Origin of the sequence: Oceanimonas sp. CAM02, from assembly GCF_032842915.1 — a bacterium.
In the GTDB taxonomy this organism is placed as follows: Bacteria; Pseudomonadota; Gammaproteobacteria; order Enterobacterales; family Aeromonadaceae; genus Oceanimonas; species Oceanimonas smirnovii.
Genome location: NZ_JAWJBK010000024.1, coordinates 92863 through 111848, shown reverse-complemented (window position 1 = coordinate 111848; position 18986 = coordinate 92863). Strand labels below are relative to the sequence as shown.

General features: G+C 57.4%; 17 protein-coding genes. 6 read left to right on the top strand and 11 right to left on the bottom strand.

Annotated features, from left to right (window positions below; translation table 11 throughout):
* Positions 1-2: 2 nt before the first annotated feature.
* Positions 3-1565 carry a cytochrome ubiquinol oxidase subunit I gene (locus R0I78_RS07880; RefSeq protein ID WP_317074948.1) on the bottom strand — a complete coding sequence of 521 codons (1563 nt, stop codon included), beginning with the start codon at positions 1563-1565 and terminating at the stop codon, positions 3-5.
* Positions 1555-1740, bottom strand: a complete 186-nt coding sequence (gene cydP / locus R0I78_RS07875; protein ID WP_317074947.1) for a cytochrome oxidase putative small subunit CydP — start codon at positions 1738-1740, stop codon at positions 1555-1557. The genes R0I78_RS07880 and cydP overlap by 11 nt, the downstream gene beginning before the upstream one ends.
* A 211-nt stretch (positions 1741-1951) precedes the next feature.
* Between cydP and R0I78_RS07870 the strand changes: the two genes are divergently transcribed.
* Positions 1952-2815, top strand: coding sequence for an MBL fold metallo-hydrolase (locus tag R0I78_RS07870; protein ID WP_317074946.1), 864 nt, complete (start codon positions 1952-1954; stop codon positions 2813-2815).
* On the opposite strand, the gene R0I78_RS07865 is transcribed toward R0I78_RS07870, so the two are convergent.
* The 4 genes from R0I78_RS07865 to R0I78_RS07850 form a co-directional block, all read right to left on the bottom strand.
* Positions 2812-4725 (bottom strand): methyl-accepting chemotaxis protein, encoded by a 1914-nt coding sequence (locus R0I78_RS07865; protein ID WP_317074945.1) that lies wholly within the window; start codon positions 4723-4725, stop codon positions 2812-2814. The genes R0I78_RS07870 and R0I78_RS07865 overlap by 4 nt on opposite strands.
* 55 nt (positions 4726-4780) lie before the next feature.
* On the bottom strand, positions 4781-5779 hold the full coding sequence (locus tag R0I78_RS07860; RefSeq protein ID WP_317074944.1) for a GTP-binding protein: 999 nt from the start codon (positions 5777-5779) through the stop codon (positions 4781-4783).
* Positions 5780-5865: 86 nt separating this feature from the next.
* A complete protein-coding gene (locus R0I78_RS07855) occupies positions 5866-6840 on the bottom strand; it encodes an MDR family oxidoreductase (RefSeq protein ID WP_317074943.1) in 975 nt (324 codons plus the stop codon).
* 101 nt (positions 6841-6941) lie between these two features.
* Entirely contained in the window at positions 6942-7808 is an 867-nt protein-coding gene (locus R0I78_RS07850) for a carboxylate/amino acid/amine transporter (RefSeq protein WP_317074981.1), read from the bottom strand.
* Between the two features lie 425 nt (positions 7809-8233).
* Here R0I78_RS07850 and R0I78_RS07845 point away from each other — a divergent pair, with 425 nt between their 5' ends.
* Positions 8234-9142 (top strand): LysR family transcriptional regulator, encoded by a 909-nt coding sequence (locus tag R0I78_RS07845; protein WP_317074942.1) that lies wholly within the window; start codon positions 8234-8236, stop codon positions 9140-9142.
* Between the two features lie 13 nt (positions 9143-9155).
* Here the strand turns inward: R0I78_RS07845 and R0I78_RS07840 are convergent, their stop codons facing one another.
* The 3 genes from R0I78_RS07840 to R0I78_RS07830 all read right to left on the bottom strand — a co-directional run bounded on the left by R0I78_RS07840 (position 9156) and on the right by R0I78_RS07830 (position 11711).
* Positions 9156-9596, bottom strand: a complete 441-nt coding sequence (locus R0I78_RS07840) for a universal stress protein (RefSeq protein ID WP_019934532.1) — start codon at positions 9594-9596, stop codon at positions 9156-9158.
* Positions 9597-9726: 130 nt separating this feature from the next.
* Complete coding sequence (locus tag R0I78_RS07835; RefSeq protein WP_317074941.1) at positions 9727-10518, bottom strand: ion transporter; 792 nt, start codon at positions 10516-10518, stop codon at positions 9727-9729.
* Between the two features lie 20 nt (positions 10519-10538).
* Positions 10539-11711, bottom strand: coding sequence for a methyltransferase (locus tag R0I78_RS07830; RefSeq protein WP_317074940.1), 1173 nt, complete (start codon positions 11709-11711; stop codon positions 10539-10541).
* A gap of 92 nt (positions 11712-11803) precedes the next feature.
* On the opposite strand from R0I78_RS07830, the gene R0I78_RS07825 reads away from it, so the two are divergent.
* The gene (locus tag R0I78_RS07825; RefSeq protein WP_317074939.1) at positions 11804-12976 is read left to right on the top strand and encodes an NAD(P)/FAD-dependent oxidoreductase; all 1173 of its coding nucleotides are present in this window, start codon (positions 11804-11806) and stop codon (positions 12974-12976) included.
* 58 nt (positions 12977-13034) lie between these two features.
* Here R0I78_RS07825 and R0I78_RS07820 read toward each other — a convergent pair whose 3' ends face one another.
* Positions 13035-13913 carry an aldo/keto reductase gene (locus R0I78_RS07820; RefSeq protein WP_317074938.1) on the bottom strand — a complete coding sequence of 293 codons (879 nt, stop codon included), beginning with the start codon at positions 13911-13913 and terminating at the stop codon, positions 13035-13037.
* Between the two features lie 167 nt (positions 13914-14080).
* On the opposite strand from R0I78_RS07820, the gene R0I78_RS07815 reads away from it, so the two are divergent.
* From R0I78_RS07815 to R0I78_RS07805, 3 genes are all read left to right on the top strand, one after another.
* Positions 14081-14398: a hypothetical protein gene (locus tag R0I78_RS07815; protein WP_019934527.1), complete on the top strand. Its 318-nt coding sequence runs from the start codon at positions 14081-14083 to the stop codon at positions 14396-14398.
* Between the two features lie 97 nt (positions 14399-14495).
* On the top strand, positions 14496-15512 hold the full coding sequence (dctP, locus tag R0I78_RS07810; protein WP_317074937.1) for a TRAP transporter substrate-binding protein DctP: 1017 nt from the start codon (positions 14496-14498) through the stop codon (positions 15510-15512).
* Positions 15512-18073, top strand: coding sequence for a PAS domain S-box protein (locus R0I78_RS07805; protein WP_317074936.1), 2562 nt, complete (start codon positions 15512-15514; stop codon positions 18071-18073). Before dctP ends, R0I78_RS07805 begins: the two co-directional genes overlap by 1 nt.
* Here the strand turns inward: R0I78_RS07805 and murQ are convergent, their stop codons facing one another.
* Positions 18074-18982 (bottom strand): N-acetylmuramic acid 6-phosphate etherase, encoded by a 909-nt coding sequence (murQ, locus tag R0I78_RS07800; RefSeq protein WP_317074935.1) that lies wholly within the window; start codon positions 18980-18982, stop codon positions 18074-18076.
* Positions 18983-18986: the final 4 nt, after the last annotated feature.

Here is an 18986-nt window from a genome sequence, read left to right as displayed (position 1 = left end):
GCTCAGGCCTCCCAGGGCTGCAGTTCAAAGTGATAACGGCCGGTTTCCAGCACGCTGGGGCCACGGCGGGCATAGCGCACCATCAGGTACATTTCGGCAATCAACAGCAGAGTGTAAAAGCCAATAAAGCCGATCAGGCTGCCAATCACATCGCCACGCGACAGCGTGGATACCGACATGGCAGTGGGTAGTACCTCGGCAATAGACCATGGCTGACGGCCGAACTCGGCCACAAACCAGCCCATTTCACAAGCCAGCCAGGGGGCGGGCAGAGAAAACAGGGTGAGTTTTAGTAACCAGCGCTTTTCGCCAATGCGATGCCGGCTGCTTTCATAAAACGCCATGGCAAAAATGAACAGCATCAGCACGCCCAGCCCTACCATAATGCGGAAGGTCCAGAACATGGGGGCCACTCTTGGAATGGAGTTGTCTACCGCCTGCTGAATCTGGGCTTCGGTAGCATTGGTTACCTCAGGGGCAAAGCGTTTCACCAGCAGGCCATAACCCAGATCATCCTTGAGATCATCAAAGCGGGCTCGATTGGCGGGGGTATCTTCTCCGTTTTTAAGCTGTTGCAGCACGGCGTAGGCCTGAATGCCATTACGAATGCGAGCTGCATGTTCTTTTTTCAGATCCTTGATACCAATCACCGGTTCATCCAAAGAGCGGGTGGCAATGAGTCCGAGGGCGTAGGGAATGCGAATCGCATAATCGGTGCGCATTTCTTCTTCGTTCGGTAGCCCAATCAGGGTAAAGGCGGCGGGTGGCGCATGGGTTTCCCACTCGGCTTCAATGGCAGCCAGCTTGGTCTTTTGTACGTCACCGAGCTCATAGCCAGACTCGTCACCCAGCAGGATCACCGACAAAATGGAAGCCAGACCAAAGGAAGCAGCAATAGCAAAGGAGCGTTTGGCAAACGCAATATCCCGCCCTTTAAGCAGAAAATAACTGGAGATGGCCAGCACAAACATGGCACCGGTCACATAGCCCGCTGATACGGTATGCACAAATTTCACCTGAGCTACCGGGTTGAAAATCAGCTCGCTGAACGAGGTCATTTCCATACGCATAGTTTCAAAGTTGAACTCGGCACCCACCGGGTTCTGCATCCAGCCGTTGGCAATCAAAATCCACAGCGCGGACAAGTTGGATCCAAGTGCTACCAGCCAGGTCACCACCAGATGCTGCACTTTGGTCAGTCGGTCCCAGCCAAAAAAGAACAAGCCGATAAAGGTGGATTCCAGAAAGAACGCCATCAGGCCTTCAATGGCCAGTGGTGCGCCAAAAATATCCCCCACATAATGGGAGTAGTACGCCCAGTTGGTGCCAAACTGAAACTCCAGAGTAATACCAGTGGTCACACCGAGGGCAAAATTGATCCCAAATAGTTTGCCCCAGAATTTGGTCATGTCCTTGTAGATTTGCTTGCCGGTCAGAACATAAACCGACTCCATAATGGCCAGCATAAACGTCAGGCCCAGGGTCAGGGGAACAAACAGAAAGTGGTAAAACGCGGTGATGGCAAACTGTAACCGCGACAGGTCAACGACGTCTTCACCGATCATAGTCGGCCTCCGTTGTAGATCGGGACTCGAACCAGTGCTGCTCTATGGCGGCATTACTCTGCTGCATATCGACCGGCTCACTGAACCAGGCCCATTTGATGGCAAAAATAACCAGCAGCTTTAGCAGCAATATGGTTACGATCTCCCTGGACAGGGTGATGTGGGGAAATTTCATGGTTAGCTCTCTTGTTAGCTGAATCTAAATTAGCTTTGCATTTGATATGCCAATTTGATTCAGATCAAAGCAAGAGCTGAAAACTAAAAAGAAAAGTTGATTTTTATCAAACTGTTACAAACGAGTTGAGAAGTGGTAACAAACACTTGCCAGTGCGGCAATTTTAAATTAGCTTTAACTAATTAATGAATCTGGTTTGCAGGAGAACACCATGTCTCAGCCTTGTGTACGCGCTTTTCTGGATCAGGACAGCGAAACCTTCAGCTATGTGATCTATGACCACAGCGGTGGCCGGGCTGCGGTTATCGATCCTGTGCTCGACTTTAATTATCACTCCGGCCGCACTGCCACCACCACGGCACAGCAGCTGGTGGATTTTGTGCGTGAGCAGAGCCTGACCCTGGAGTGGATTCTGGAAACCCATGCTCATGCGGATCATTTATCGGCAGCGCCGTTTATTCAGCAGCAGCTGGGTGGCCGCATTGCCATTGGCGAGCACATTCGTGAGGTGCAGGGCATTTTTCAGCGAGTATTCGGGCTGGAAAAAGAACTGCTGCCCGACGGCAGCCAGTTTGATTATCTGTTTCATGACGGCGAGCAATTCAATGTGGGTGAACTGACGGTGCGGGTGATGCATGTGCCCGGGCACACTCCGGCGGACGTAGCCTATGTGGTGAATGAGCAGGCGGTATTTGTGGGCGATACCCTGTTTATGCCCGATGTGGGGACCGCCCGCTGTGACTTTCCCGGAGGCAGCGCCGAGCGCCTGTACCAGTCCGTTCAGCAGCTGCTGGCGCTGCCGGACGGCACCGATACTTATGTGTGTCACGACTATCCCAAGGGCAGGGAGCATGAGTGCCGCACCACGGTAGCGCAGCAGAAACAGCACAATATTCATGTGCACGACGGCATCAGTCAGGACGCGTTTGTAACCATGCGTAATGAGCGTGATGCCACCCTGGCAGTGCCCCGGCTGATTGTACCGTCCATTCAGGTGAATATTCGCGCCGGTCATTTGCCCGAGCCCGATGAACAGGGCCGCCGTTATCTCAAGGTGCCGCTGAACCAGCTTTAAGCCGGCTCCAGCAGCCGGGTAATGGTTTGTGCCTGATGGCGAATATGGCCGGTCACCTGTTCGGCTCTGTCTGATACAGCCGCTGAGCGGGTTTTCAGCTCATCCATGAGTGCCATAAAGCGGCCCAGCTCGGCAGCCTGGCTGTCGGCATGTTTTGCACCCTGCTCCGCCACTGATGTTGTGGCGCGGGAAGTGTCGCTGACCTGCTCGGTTACCTCCAGCAGCGTCTGGGTTTGCCGGTGCTGATCTTCTGCTGCCTGCATCATGCGGTCTATGGTGTTGTTTAATGCTGTGCTGGAATCGCCCAGCCGCTCCATAATGCCGGCAATTTCTTCCAGTGAGCCCTGAGTATGTCCTGATAATTTGCGGACCTCGTCGGCCACCACTGCAAAGCCACGGCCCTGCTCGCCTGCTCTGGCGGCCTCAATGGCGGCATTCAGGGCCAGCAGATTGGTCTGCTCGGCAATCTGGCGGATCACGCCGATAATGGTGGCGGCATCGTCTACCGAGCGGCTCAGGCTGATCAGGGCTTCACGGCCGGTCAGTGCGGCCTGGCGGCTTTCTGCTGCACTGCGGGTCAGTTGCTCTGTCTGCCGGCGGCTGATGCTCATGGCTTCCAGATTGTTATGGGCGGTATGGGCAATATCGTCGCTGGCACTGCGCATCTGTGCGGCCAGATGGTTCAGTTCATTTACCATGTTCAGACTGCCCTGCAGGGTGCCGTCATTGCTGTGTGCCTGCTGCTGAATATCCTGTACTTCGGCCACCATCCCTTCCAGCGCCGCCGACACCCGCTGCAGCTGGCCGGCCCGCTCCTGCTGCTGATGCTGCAGCAGTGCCTGCAGTCCGTTAACGCTCTGAGCAATCTGGCCCAGTTCGCTGTTGGGATGAGTCACCGGCAGGGGCGTAAGCTCACCCTTATTCAGCAGCTGAGCAAAGGCATTGCGCAGTTCATTAAGCCGGCGCACCACCAGGCCGCGCTGAAACAGATAGCTGAGCAGGGCAAACAGCAGCAAGGCGGCGCACAGTCCGAGCAATATCAGACTGAGCTGCTGATAGGTCTGCAGGCGTTCTGCTTCACGCGCAGCCACCAGGGTGTCAAGCTGGCTTTCAATCTCGCTCAGGCCGGCACTCAGGGCGGCGGCGGCATCAGCACCCTGCTGCTGACCATCTTGTGTGGTGGCCAGCTCACCGGCATAGCGCTGCAGCAGGCTGTTCAGCTCTCTTTTCGGGCCTTCGCCCATTTCTTCCGGTTCAGGCTGGCGCAGTGCAAATTCGTCTGCTTGCGGAGTGTGATAAATACCCAGCAAAGGCAGGTCCTGCAGTTGTTTATTAAGGTTTTTCAGCTCGTTTAACTGAAAATCGATACTTTTTCTCAGCTGTTCGTTACCTGTGCTGATATAGCTCTGACGCTGGTGTATCAGACGGGGCAGGGTTGCCAGCATTTCGGCGATCAAGCCTTGATAGCGGTCAGACAGGCTGTGTGCTGCGCCGGCGTAACGGGCAAGGGCACGCAGTTGATCGGCCATTTCCTGCTCGGCATGCAGCAGCAGCTGCTGGCTGTTGCCTGCCAGCTTGCCTGCTTCGCGAAAATCCAGAGTAAGTTGCCGGGACAGTGATTGCACTGCCTGATAAGCCGGTTCGCCTGCAGGCAGCCCGGACAAAGCACTGGCCAGGTGATTCAGCTGCTGCTCTGCGGTTGTCAGCAGACTGGCGTCTCCGGTGTTCAGATAAGCAGAAATAGTACGGTATAAATCGATATTGGCATGGCGGCGCAATTGCTCCAGACTGCTGCGAGCATTGTTATCCCGAGTAAGCTGGCGGTCGCCCATATAAAAGGAACCCGCCAGCAACAAGGCCAGGACCATCAGTCCCAGGGATGATAATAATGAAAACAGCGAAACTTTCATGCGGACCTTCCTTTGTCAGTCAAGGCCGGCAGAATAAGTCACCGGAGTGACAGTTTTATGAAGCTGGCAGATAGACCACGGCTTTCATCAGCTGCTGGTGTAAATCGTGCATGGCCAGCGGCGAGGCGTCTATCAGCTCAAGCCGGCTTTCCTTTTGCGGAGCCAGCCGGTACATGCTGAGCTGATCGGTCTGGTTAAAGGCCCACCAGCCATCCCGGGTATGCAGCACGGCCTTGAGCCGGGCCACCGGCAGAGCTTCACAGAAGGCTTTGGCTGCGTCCGGATCAAACAGCACATCCGTATGGAAACGCCAGCCCACGGTAAAGTGATCATCTCCCTGGCTGGCGTAACGCCGCCAGGGCTGGCCCCGGGTGAGTTTGGGCTCTGGAGCCGCCACCAGCGGCCGTTGTGCTTTACCGGCATGAGCCTGCGGATGAGCCGCCCGGCGCTCAGTGGCATGAGGCTGCGCCAGCCAGTGCAGATCGATTTGCCCCTGCACTGTTTCCACCAGTGCCTGTGCGGGCCCGGGGCTCTGCTCAATATCCCGGCGCAGCTGTTCCAGCCCGGCCTTGCTGCACAGGTCGGTTTTATTGGCCACCACCACATCGGCCAGAGCCAGTTGATCCTGATAGGTTTCATGGTCGCGGTAACGGGGATCCTGCCACTGACGCGGGTCTATCAGACAAAAGGCCGCCTGCAGGCTGAGCACGTTGCGGTAATGCTCGTTGGTCAGTATGTCCATTACCCGGCTGGGATGGCCCAGGCCGGTGGGCTCAATAAACAGCCGGTCTGGCCTGGCCTTGTGCAGCAGGGCGTTCAGCCCAATCTGAAACGGCAGCCCGGCCACACAGCACAGGCAGCCACCGGGAATTTCCTTAATCATGGCACCCTGCTCCGTCAGCAGAGCACCGTCTATGCCTACCTCACCAAACTCATTCACCAGCACCGCCCAGCGCTCCTGCTTGGGTTTGTTGGCCAGCAGGTGGCGCAGCAGGGTGGTTTTACCGGTGCCGAGAAAGCCCATAATCAGGTGAGTAGGAACAGAAACGGTCATTGCATCATCCATATAGCCTATTTTGTTATATTGTAACAAAAAAAGAGCCCAAAGGGCTCTTTAGCATAGAACAGGAAAAACAGGCCTCAGGGCTGGATCACCACCCGGCCGGTGAGCTTGCCCGCCATCATGTCGTGGGCAGCATCGATGGCCTGCTCCAGGGTCAGCTCCGTGACGTCATTCTCGTAATTGACCGGCAGGCTTTCATGCACCCGCTGCCAGGCGGCGATGCGTTTTTCTTTGGGAATATGTACCGAGTTGATGCCAAGCAGCTGTACCCCCCGCAGAATAAAGGGCATGACGGTGGTGTTGAGGGCCACGCCACCGGTCAGGCCGCAGGCAGCCACGGCACCGTACATTCTGGTCTGGCTGAGAATGCGCGCCAGAGTACGGCCGCCCACGGCATCGATGGCACCGGCCCAGTGCTGTGACTCCAGCGCAGCCGGTTCCTGATCGAGCTGAATGCGATCAATAATCTCGTGGGCACCCAGGCTTTTCAGCCAGTCGCTGTGCTCGGGGCGGCCGGTAGAGGCATGCACTTCATAGCCGGCCTTGGCCAGCAGCCGCACCGCAACAGAGCCCACACCGCCGGTGGCACCGGTGACCAGAACAGGACCCTGGTCCGGTTTTACGCCGGCCTGCTCCAGTGCCATCACCGCCAGCATGGCGGTAAAACCGGCGGTGCCGATGGCCATGGCGCGTTTGGCGGTCATTTCTGCCGGCAAGTGAATCAGCCAGTCAGCGTTAACGCTGGCTTTTTCTGCCAGGCCACCCCAGGTTTGTTCGCCCACGCCCCAGCCGGTGAGCAACACTTCCTCACCAATGCGATAGGCCGGGTTGTCGGATGCCAGCACGGTGCCGGCAAAGTCGATGCCGGGCACCATAGGCCAGTTGCGTACGATTTTGCCCTTGCCGGTAATGGCCAGCGCATCTTTATAGTTAAGGGTGGAGTAGTCCACCTTTACCAGTACATCGCCGGTGGTCAGTTGCTGCTCATTCAGACGTTGCAGGCTGGCGTGAGTCTGCTTGCCGGATTCTTCCAGTAAAATGCCCTTGAACATGATGCTCTCCTCGCACGTTTTTATGGCTTTGAGTGTAAAGAGACTTTTCATAAAAGCCATGGCCCGGCCGATGCCGGATGCCGGTTTTGTGACCGAAGGCGTTACCTGTCAGAAGCGGGTCTGGAAACCTTGATCAAGCCCTCATTCAGCCACAGCGACGCCAGAATAAGGGCTCCGCCCAAGGCCAGCCGGAGCAGATCGGCATCCCGGTTCCAGATAAGCAGATTGACCAGCAGACCCGCAGGTACCAGCGCATTATTCATGATGGCCAGGGCACCGGCATTGACCAGAGTGGCCCCCTTGTTCCACAGAAAATAGCCCAGCCCGGAGGCACCCAGCCCCAGCCACAGCAAAATGCTCCACTGCAGGGAGGTGGCCGGGTATTTGTCGCCGCCCAGCCACAGCCAGGTGGGAGTCACTACCAGCAGGGCTCCCAGATAAAAATAGCCAAAGCGGTGATGCTGAGGGCTGGTGGCGGGATAGCGTTCCTGCAGCACCTTGTAGCCTACCTGACCCAGTGCAAAGCAGAGGTTAGCCCCCTGCACCACGGCAAACCCCAGCAGATAGTCGCTGGTCAGGCCATTAAAGCGAATGATCAGGGCTCCCAGCACTGCCAGCACGGCGGTAAACAGATAGCCGGGGCGAAAGCGCCGGTGCAGCAGGTCATAAATCAGGGTCACATAGACAGGGGTAAGCACGGTAAAGATCAGTACTTCCGGCACCGTCAGCAACAAAAATGACTGGTAATAAAACAAATACATAATGCCCAGCTGCAGGGCCCCGCACAGCATCAGGCCGGCGGCCAGCCGGGGCGGTTGCCGCCAGCGCAGAAAGGGTGCAAACAGCAGGGCGGCCAGCACTATGCGGCTGAATACCGAGAAGTAACTGTCTACGCTGCCCGCCAGATAAACGCCGATTAAACTAAAGGAAAAGGCCCACAGCAGGGTAACAAAAACCAGATAAGACATGGGTGAAGTGTGTTCATTGGTAAAGGTGGCCGACATGATGGCGTAAACCCGAGCATAAAAAAAGCCGGCGTAATACGCCGGCCCGGGACCAATAGCAGGTTTGTCATAAAGGAGAGAATGACGTCCCCAAACAAAAGTGGTTCAACACCACACGCAGAACTTGCTGAGCTTGCAACACAAGCCCGAAAAGGTTGTCAGCGTGGCAAACAGGATTGTTCGATCATTAACCGTTCGCTTTTCGTGTTGCTTGCGTAACCCGAGACAGGCAGTACCCCCCATGATGCCACCATGCCCAAACACTGTTTGATCAAACCGCCTTAAAGACGCTCATCACCACGCCGACGATAAACTTGATGGGCGGCATTCTATGGCCGCTTTGCTTATGGTAAAAATGAATTGTTGTCATAAAGGTATGGTTAATATCGATGGATAATCTGTTTCAGCGGCTGGATCTGAACCTGCTGCGAGTGTTTGATGTGTTGATGCAATCGCGCAACGTCACCCGTACTGCCGAGCGGCTTAATTTGTCCCAGTCTACGGTCAGCCATGCCCTTGGCCGGCTGCGCCAGACCCTGAACGATCCCCTGTTTGTGATGACCCGCAAAGAAATGCGGCCCACTCACCGCGCTCAGGCGCTGGCTGCGCCGGTGCGTCAGGCACTGGCTCTGCTGGAGCAGGGAGTGCGGCAGTCGGCAGGGTTTGATCCGGCAAGCTCTGTCCGGACCTTTCGGCTGGCAGTGCCATCTTCCATTGAGCACGGCGTGGTGCCACAGCTGGTGGAGTTGCTTTATGCGCGGGCACCGGGCTGCCGGCTGGCGGTCAGCGAGCTGGTGAACTCCGATTATGAAGACACGCTGGCGCGGGCGGAGCTGGATCTGGTGGTGAGCTTTGCCGGTGCCGACCACCTGTCGGAGCGGTTGCTTACCGATATCTGGTTTCATAATCCCATGGTCTGCCTGTCGGTTAAAAACAGCGGTCTTGCTGATGTCTTGTCACCGGCAGAGCTGGTCAGCTGGAGCCATGTGTCTACCTCTAACTGGGGGCATAACCAGACCCTGGTAGAAAGCTGGTTGAGTGAACAGGGGCTGGCGCGCCACATTGGCGTTTGGGTGCCCAGTTTTGAGGCGCTGCCCCGGCTGCTGGCTACCGGGCGCTATCTGGCCATGGTCCCCGAGCTGATAGGACGGGATCTTTGTTATTACTATCCGTTGCAGGCACACAACTTAAGCGAACCCTTGCACAGCACCTATGTGCTGGCCCAGCATCCGCTCACCGAGTTTGATCCGGCACTGGTATGGTTCAGAGGGCTGTTAAAGGAAGCGGGCGGTCAGTAACCGCCCGGCAGGATTAATGTTTGGGCAGGGGGACCACCAGCAGATCACAGGGCACTGTGTTCATCAGCTGACGGGCAGAGGAGGTGAGCAGGCTCCAGAAGCTTTGCTCATGGCCACAGATCAGCAAGTCCACACCGTGCTGCTCTACGGCTTCGTTTACTTTTAGTGTGAGGTCACCGCAGATCACCAGCTTTTTCTCGATGGGATAATCAATGGCACCCAGGTACTCTTCCAGCCGCTGCTTGGCATCGGCCACCACCTGATCCTGAATGTTATCGATGTCGATATCGATCATCTCGGTGTAGAGATCCTTGAGGTCTACGTCTACATGAATGACCGACAGCTTGGCGTTATTGGCGCGGGCGCGGTCAACTGCCTTGGCAATCACCTTGCGGTTGCTTTCGGTCATATCAACCGCAGCAAGAATGTGTTTGTACTGATACGGCTCAGTCATGACAAATCTCCTTTTTTATCAACTCTATCAATCCGTTAGTTAACAAACCGTGAGCTGCACGAAAGTTTTGCAACCCAGCCAGCATAGGTCATTCAAGCCCGTCTGTACAAGTACCATAAAGTCTAGGGTATCAGGGCTTTGAGCGGCTTTCTGCCAGCAGGGTTTTAAGCTGATGAATTTCTTCCCGCAGTGACGTCACTTCCGTATGCAGGTCTCCCAGCTGGCGGCTGAGCAGCTCACCTTCCTGCCGGTTTGTATCTGTGGCTTTCTGCTGATCGTCAGCTCTGGGAGACAGCACAGCGGAAGCAACCAGGCCGGAAATGCCCGCGAACAGAGACACGCCGGCAAAAATCACCACAGAGGAAATAATGCGACCGGCGGTGGTAACCGGATAGTGATCTCCGTAGCCCACGGTAGAAATGGTGACCAGTGCCCACCAGATGGCATCTTCGGCGGTTTCAATATTGGAGTCGGGGTGGCCAGCCTCTGTCATCAGAATGGCAATGGCGCTGCCGCTGATCACGACCACCAGCACCAGCAGCATGGAGGCCATCATGGTACTGCCGCTGTTTTTCAGCAGATGACGAATGACCTGGTTGGCCACCCGCAGCATACGCAGCACCCGCAGCACCTGAAAAATACGGCCGTAGCGCAATACATCAATGGCCGGAATGGAAGACACGAAGTCAATCCAGTGCACTTTTAAAAAGCGTTTTTTATTGGGTGCCTGAAACAGGCCGTAGAAGAAATGACTGAGCAAAATCATACAGATGCTGGTATCGAGATAAAGCAGCAGCTGCTTTTCATCGGCGGTGAAGGGGCCGAACTGATGCAGAATAATGGCCACCAGCGAGACAATGGACAGCACCATCATCAGCAGTTCAAAGGCGCTGGGTGGAATAAAACGTACCGGGGATGGCATAAAGCGTCTCCTGTCCTTGGTCACTCACGCCAGGCCTGAATAAGATAGCGACGTGGTGTGTTATGAATATCGGTAAAGGTGCCGAGCATGACCCGGTAACCCTGCTCAGTGAGGAACAGCACTCTGTCCAGCAGCAACCACAGCTCCAGCGGATAACGATAGCAGTGGCGCACCAGCTCAATGCGCTTGACCAGCAGCCGGCGGACATTGGCGGCTGCAAGCCAGTGTTTACTGTGCAGGCTGGCGGGTACTGCCAGCCCCTTCTTATCGCAGGCCCAGTTCACAAAGCCGGCAAAGTCGCCGCTCAGCAATTGCTTGGGAAAGGCCGGCAGCGGCAGATAATCCCGGCTGCCGGTCAGTTCCCGTTGCAGCTCATCAAAGGCCAGCCGCCAGGTCAGCTCAATATGGCGCAGCCGGCGTACCCGCTCGCCACCGGTAACCTGTTGCTGCAGCGGCAGGCGCAGATCGTGCCTGTTTAACTGCAGATCATGCCGGCGACCGGCGATCGACAGGGGCACATAATGGTTGCCTCCAATTAAATGATAACAACAGGGTGAAAGCGCCAGAGCGCGCGTGCCGGCCCGGGCCGCATGGCGCAAAAAGCGTAAATGCAGCTCGCCACAGGCGTGCAGGGCCACTGCCTGCTGCTTAGGCTTGAACAAGCTTGCGGCGTCGGGGGCCAGGGCATCGCCACAGTGAAAGTGGTGCTGCAGTGTCAGCTTGCCGGCCAGTGTTTCGCCCTGGCGGCACAAGTCCTGGTTCCACTCCAGGCTGGTGACCGGCTGCTGCTGCTCCATCGCCAGCAAGCGGCCCAGATGCCCCTTACCGGCGCACCACTCAAAAATGGCGTGTTCTGCTGTGATATTGGCGGCAAAATCTTTTATCTGCGCCCATTTGCGGCCAGGAATGCCATTGCTCCAGCGGGGCGTGGCATAATCGGCAGCGCGGGCCAGCACGGGAGCGGTAAAGGCATGCAATGCGGACAATTCAGGCCGCCATGGTGCCAGCAGCTCAAGCGCTTGCTGCGGATTGCTTTCCAGTTGATCCAGTTGGTCTTCATCAAGGCGCTCAAGCACAGCGGCCAGCTCCGGCCAGGGCATGGTGCGGCAGGCAAAGGGCATCAGCTGCCAGTCGCCGCTATGGCGGGCAAGCTGTGTGCTCAGCTGATTAAAAAGGGATGCGACGTCGCTCATCCGGCAATTATACCCACAGCGCTGCGGGCTGGCATAGCCGTGCGGCGGCACGGCAGGTAAAATGTGGCTTTTGCCAACAATGAGGAAACGCCATGCAGGCCTGGGATGTAATTGTGATCGGTGCCGGTGCCGCCGGCCTGATGTGTGCTGCCGAGGCCGGCAAGCGGGGCCGCCGGGTGCTGGTGCTGGACCATGGCAAGCGCATCGGCCGCAAAATTCTTATGTCGGGCGGTGGCCGCTGTAATTTCACCAACTATTACACAGAGCCGGCGGCCTATTTGTGTGGCAATCCTCATTTTGTTAAATCGGCCCTGGCCCGCTATACCCAATGGGATTTTATTGCCCTGGTGGAAAAGCACGGTATTGCTTATCACGAGAAAACCTTAGGGCAGCTGTTTTGTGACGACTCGGCACAGAACATAGTCGACATGCTGGTAGCCGAATGCGATGCCGCCGGTGTGACCATACGGCTGCGTGCCGAGGTGCTGAATGTAGAACCAATGGGGGAAGGCTTTGCGGTGACCACTGCCGGTGAACCTTACCGCTGCCAGTCTCTGGTGGTGGCCACCGGGGGGCTGTCCATGCCCAAGATAGGAGCCTCTCCGTTTGGCTACCGGCTGGCGGAGCAGTTTGGCCTCAAGGTGCTGCCCACCCGCGCCGGTCTGGTGCCTTTTACTCTGCAGCCGGAAGACAAACAAACGCTTGAGGGCCTGTCCGGCGTCAGTTTACCTGTGGTGGCAAAAAGTGAGTGCGGTGCCCGCTTTGTCGAAAACCTGCTGTTTACTCACAGAGGCGTGTCCGGTCCGGCGGTGTTACAGATTTCTTCTTACTGGCAGCCCGGCCAGCGGGTGTGTTTTGAGCTGCTGACCGAAGGCAGCCTGACCGGAGCGGTGGCCGAGAGTCCCAATCAGGAGCTGAAAACCTGGCTGGCCCGTTATTTGCCCAAACGACTGGTGGATGCTCTGCTGGCACGGGGCGAGCTGGTCAGTAAACCGCTCAAGCAATATACCCACAAAGAGCTGGCTGCCATTGAACAGCGGCTGGCTGCCTGGCCGTTACAGCCCGGCGGCACCGAGGGCTATCGTACCGCCGAAGTGACCCTGGGCGGGGTAGATACCAACGAGCTGTCATCCAAAACCATGGAGGCCAAGAAAGTCCCCAACCTTTACTTTATCGGTGAAGTAATGGACGTGACCGGCTGGCTAGGGGGCTATAACTTTCAGTGGGCGTGGAGTTCCGGTTGGGTCTGCGGGCAGGTGGTGTAACTGTGCACTGACAATAAAGTTTGTACATTCAGCCGGCGGTGACGCCGGCTGTTGTTGGTTACACAATATCCAGCGGGGTTTTACGGTTGGGGGCCGGAAAGGCGTTATTCAGCCGGGACAGTATCTCATCGCTCAGGGTCAGTGTCAGAGCATCGGCGTTTTGCTGTACATGCGCTGGTTGCACCGCCTTGGGAATGGCAATGACATCCCGCTGGCCGTTTACCGGGCGAATGGCCCAGGCCAGCAGCAGCTGCGGCACCGTAACGCCCAGATCGCCGGCGATGGTGTTCAGTTCGGCGTTGCCGAATAATTCCCGGCGCAGCCGGCCGCCCTGGGCCAGCGGGCAATAAGCCATGGTGGGTATGCTGTTCTCCCGCTGCCAGGGCAGCAAAGCATGCTCAATACCACGTGAGCCCAGATGATAAAGCACCTGGTTTACCGCGCACTGGTCGCCGCCTTCTGTCCAGGCCAGCTCCTGCATTTCGCCCAGGTCACAGTTGGATACGCCAAAGCGTTTGATCTTGCCGTCTGCCTGCAGCTTTTCAAAGGCCTCCAGGGTTTCTTCCAGCGGAATACTGCCGGGCCAGTGCAGCAGATAAAGGTCGAGATAATCGGTGCCCAGACGCTTCAGGCTGGCTTCGCAGGCGGCAATGGCGCTGCGGCGACCGGCGTTCCACGGATATACCTTTGACACCAGAAAGGCATCATCTCGGCGGCCTTCAAGGGCCTTTCCTACCACTTTTTCGGCTTCGCCGTCACCGTACATCTCGGCGGTATCAATGAGTGTCAGCCCAAGATCCAGCCCCTGCTGCAACGCCTTGACTTCTGCGGCGCGGGGGTTGAGGCCTTCGCCCATATACCAGGTGCCCTGACCAATGGCGGGCAGAGAAACGGCGGGCAGGCCATTAGTGGCTTTCAGTGTGACGCTGGTGTCCATACTTGCCTCTCAGTTATTATGGAAACGGTTTCCATAATATGGTGAAACAGCCGGGCTCGCATTGCAATCGCATTGCAATATCGGGGTAATGTTGTAAAGCTTGTCTTTGTTCACGTTTTACTCTTTACTCGGTCTGAGTCGAAGAGCATCACGCAAAGGAGCGGCACATGTCGTTAAATGCGCAAATTGACGAACGGGCCCTGGTGCGGCGTCATCTCAAGCTGGATCATCTCAATCAGCTGCAAATCGAGAAAATGGCCGATGCCTTTTCCGTTGAACCCGGTGTGGCCAAGGTGGTAGTGCGCAAGCAATGGCTGGATATTGATTATGATGCCGGCGTGCTCACTCTGGATCGGGTGATAGCTCTGCTGGAAGCCTATGGTGGTGAGCTGTCGGACGACTGGTGGACAGCGTTCAAGGCCCACTGGTACCGCAAACGGGAAGAAAAACTTCGTGCCCGTCTGGCCCGGGAAGAAGACAGCTGACAAGTCCGTCGTGGCGGTGCCAAACCCAATCTGTATCAAGGTTTTCTACGGGCCTCGGGAGTAACCTTGCCAGTCTATTCCCTGTTCAGGCGTGTTAATGGATTATCTCTCCTCGCTGTTTCAAAAGGCCGCCATGGCCGTGCTGTGGTTATGTGCTGCTGGTGTGGTTCAGGCCCAGGTGCCCGTGCTGCGCATTTCTGCAGAAAATACCGTCGACCATGTTCAGACAAAAGCCATAGCCCGTTTTGCCGCGCAACTGGAGCAGGCCAGCAACGGCCGTCTTAAGGTGCGTTTCTATCACGGTGCTAAGCTGTTCCGTGACTGGGACGTGATTGCCGCCCTCACTACCGGTAAGGTGGACATGGCGGTACCCGGCATGTGGCAGCTGGATCGCTATATGCCTGATGCCGGCCTTTATATGCTGCCGCTGTTTTATGGCCGCCCGCCCGAGGTGCACTACCGGGTGCGGGACGGTGCCATAGGCCGGGAAATAAACCGCCGCATTGAAAACAACCTGAATGTGGTTGTGCCCGGGCGCTGGCTTGATCTGGGCTATGCCCACCTTTATTTTACCGAACAGCGGATCAGCGAACACAAGCAGCTGACCGGGCTGCGTGTGCGCGTGCCCGGGGGTGCTGCCAACCGCAGCCGGCTGGATGCCTTCAGGGCCGATCCTGTGGTGATTCCCTGGCCCGATGTGCCCAATGCCCTGGCGCGGGGCAGGGTTCAGGGTTTGCTGTCTACTCACGAAACCGTGCGCAGCGCCGCCCTGTGGACCCGGGGTATTCGTTATGGTTTTGAAGACCATGAATATTTTGCCCAGTATGTACCCATGATAAGCCGGGATTTCTGGCAGTCCCTGCCGGCAGATTTACAACAGCAGGTGCGCCACAGCTGGGAGCAGATAGTGGATGATCAACGCACGGCCGCCGCGTCAGCCCAGCAGCAGGCCCGGCAGGCATTGCTGCAAAACGGCATTGAAATTGTCACTCCCGATGCTGATACCCTGGCGGAATGGCGACGTATTGCCCGCCGGCTGGAGCCGGCCATTATCAAGGAGATGAATATCGATACTGAACTGGTGCAGCAGGCACAGCAGGCGGTGACAGACTAATGCTGCACCGCCCCTTTCACTTTTCCGTTTCCAGCGGGCCGCGGATCACCCGGCTCGGCCGTACCATTATGCTGAGTGTGGTGCTCTTGCTGGCGCTGATGGCCGCTATTCTTGGTCAGGGGCTGTATCTGGATCATCGTAATATACTGCGCAGCGCAGGGGAGCGGTTACAAACTCAGCTGCGCGCTTTTGGCAGTGCCACCGACATTGCATTACTGTCGGCAGAGCATGCTCTGAGCCGAAGCAGCCATGAGCTGGAGCAACATTCTGGCCAGCCATTATCCGGCCTGGAACTGCGCCGGCTGCTGTTGCACAACCTGGCCCGGGCTCCGGCACTGAGCCGGCTGGCATTGTTCGATGATAAGGGCAGTCTGGTGGCAACCGCCGGAGAGGATGCGGGCACGGCTGATATGCCGCCCTGGGTTGCTGCCGGACTGCGGGCAGGCAGCCGCTCTTTTTCCGGTATTGCTCAGGGGCAGCTGGGGGTGGCGCTGCGGGTGTCGGCCCCGGGTGCCGGCGGCGTGCTGCTTGCTCTGTTGGATCAGGAGCGGATTGCTGCCGAGCTGGAAAGCGGAGACGGCTTTGAGGGGCAGCATCTTATGCTGCTTGATATGCAAAACCGGTCTGTGCTGCTGGCGGGGGCCGGACCGCATCAGCAAACATTGCTGCGCCAGTTGCAGGAGCTGCAGGCACCGGGAGAGTTTTCCGGCTTTGGCACTCAGCTGGTGCAGGGGCAGGACTATTTATTTGCCATTCGCCAGCTCAGTCAGCAGCCGGTGCGGGCCTTCAGCGCCATTGAACGCAGCCGGGTGCTGCACGGCTGGTATCTCAGGGTGGCGATTAGTACGGGCGTTTTGCTGCTGGTTCTGGTGCTGACGGCGTTATTTTTGCGCCAGTGGCGTAACAGCAGCCGGCGTGAACGGCAGATAATGAATGATCTTGCGCACCTGCATCAGGCCATTGAGCAAATGCCATCTCCCATTGTGATCACTGACCTCAACAGATGCATTGTGTATGTAAATCAGGCTTTTCTGGCACATACCGGTTACTCCGGTGACGAAGTGCTGGGTATGAAGCCCAATATGCTGTCATCGGGGCGCACACCGCCGGCCACTTACCGGGCGCTATGGCGGGAGCTGAAGCGGGAGCAACCCTGGCAGGGAGAGTTTATCAACCGTATGCGCGACGGCAGCGAGCGTATTGAAAGCGTGATGATAACGCCGGTGCGGGATCTGGACGGGCGCATTGCCAGCTATTTTGCCATCAGCCAGGATGTGACCGGGCAGCATGAAGCCGCAGCCCGTCTGGTGCGCTACAAGGAAATAGTGAACGCTGCCGACGAACTGATGGCATTGGTGAGCCCTGATTATCATTATCTGCAGGTCAATAATCGCTATCTTGAATATCACCACAGAGAGCGCAACCAGATTGAAGGCCACAGCATGCAGGAGCTGTATGGCGAGACTGAGTTCAATCAGCAGATAAAACCCTTGTTTGATGGTGCCGTGGCAGGCCGCCCTTTTGTTATTGAGCAATGGCTGACCTTTGCCGGCAAGGGCCGGCGTTTTTGCCGGATAAGCGGTCATCCGGTTGCCGATACTCGCCAGAATACCGAAAGTGTGGCCATTAATATTGCCGACTTTACCGAGCGCAAATTAATGGAAGAAGCGCTGCGTACCAGTGAGCGGCGCTTTCGGGTGCTGTCGGAATTTTCTCCCATGGGCATATTTGAGGCCGATGCCGAAGGCCATAATATTTATTCCAACCGTTATTACAGCGATGTGTTGGGGCAAACCACAGAGCAGCTGATGGGGGATGGCTGGACCCATGCGCTGCATCCGGATGATAAAGAAAAAATACTGAACAGCTGGCATGCCGCCGTGGCCGGACAAAAATCTGAGTGGCGCAGTGAAGGGCGTTTTCTGGACGCCGAGGGCAGACCCCGCTGGTTTCGCTTTGCGGCCCGGCGGGTGGAAGGCACCAGTTTTGAGGAGGTGCGCTACATCGGCATGGCGGTGGATATTACCGAGCAGGTACAGCACAGAGAAATTCTGGAGCAGAAAAACCGGGAGCTGGAGCGGCTGTCTACCACGGACGCGCTGACCGGGCTGATTAACCGGGGCCGCACCGAGCAGATGCTGGCTGAGGAAATTCACCGGTATCACCGTTATGGCACTAGTTTTGGTCTGATTATGCTGGACGTGGATCACTTCAAGCAGGTAAACGATACCTGCGGCCATGAAGTAGGCGATCAGGTGCTGTGCCGGCTGGCGAAGCTGATGCAGGAGCATACCCGGCTAAGTGACTGCCCGGGCCGCTGGGGCGGTGAAGAGTTTCTGATCCTCTGCCCCAACACCGATCTCAAGGGGGTGCAGCAACTGGCAGAAGCCCTTCGGGAGCGCATTGCGAACGAAGACTTTCCGGTTATTGGTCAGCGCACCTGCAGCTTTGGGGTGACCGTGATTGGTCCGGGCGACAATGCCAAAGCGCTGCTGGTACGGGCCGATGAGGCGCTCTACCGGGCCAAGAGTGGTGGCCGTAACCGGGTGGAAGTGGCCTGATCACAGTGCACGGCGCAGCACGCCATTATGCTGCTGCAGCCGCTGGCGGGCTTCATCGGCACTCAGGCCGGTAAGCAGCATTAAAATGGCGGGTTTTACCTCGTTGCCGGCATCCGCCAGCGCTTGTGCTGCGGCCTGCTCATTTTCGCCGGTGGCCTGCATTACAATACGAATGGCGCGGGCTTCCAGCTTTTTATTGCTGGCGTGTACATCCACCATCAGGTTCTGATAGACCTTGCCCAGCCGCACCATGGCGGCGGTGCTGAGCATGTTCAGCACCAGTTTCTGGGCGGTGCCGGCCTTCAGCCGGGTGGAGCCGGTGATCACTTCCGGGCCCACCTGCGGCTCTATGGCAATGGCGGCTTCGCGGCCAATGGCTGAGCCGGCGTTGCAGGCCAGTGCAACAGTGCCGGCACCCAGGCTGCTGGCATAGCGCAGGCCGCCCATCACATACGGCGTGCGGCCTGAGGCGGCAATGCCCACCACCACATCTTTTTTGGTCAGGCCAAGGTCGCGCAGATCCTGCTCGCCCTGCTGCTCGCTGTCTTCGGCCCCTTCCTGAGCCCGGAACATGGCCGCCTCGCCGCCGGCAATCAGGCCGGTGACCATGCCATGAGGCACACTGAAGGTGGGCGGGCACTCGGCCGCATCCAGCACTCCCAGCCGGCCGCTGGTGCCGGCACCGGTATAAATTAACCGGCCACCGCCGCGCAGGGCGGTTTCAATCAGTTCAACGGCGTCGGCGATGGCCGGCAGCACGGCGGCAATGGCCGCGGGCACGGTCTGATCCTGCTGGTTCATCAGGGTCACGATTTCCAGCGCGCTTTTGGTGTCTATGTCCAGGGTGGCGGGGTTGCGGCCTTCAGAGGCCAGCCGGGCCAGATCCTGCAGCAGCGGGTTGTTGGGCATAAGT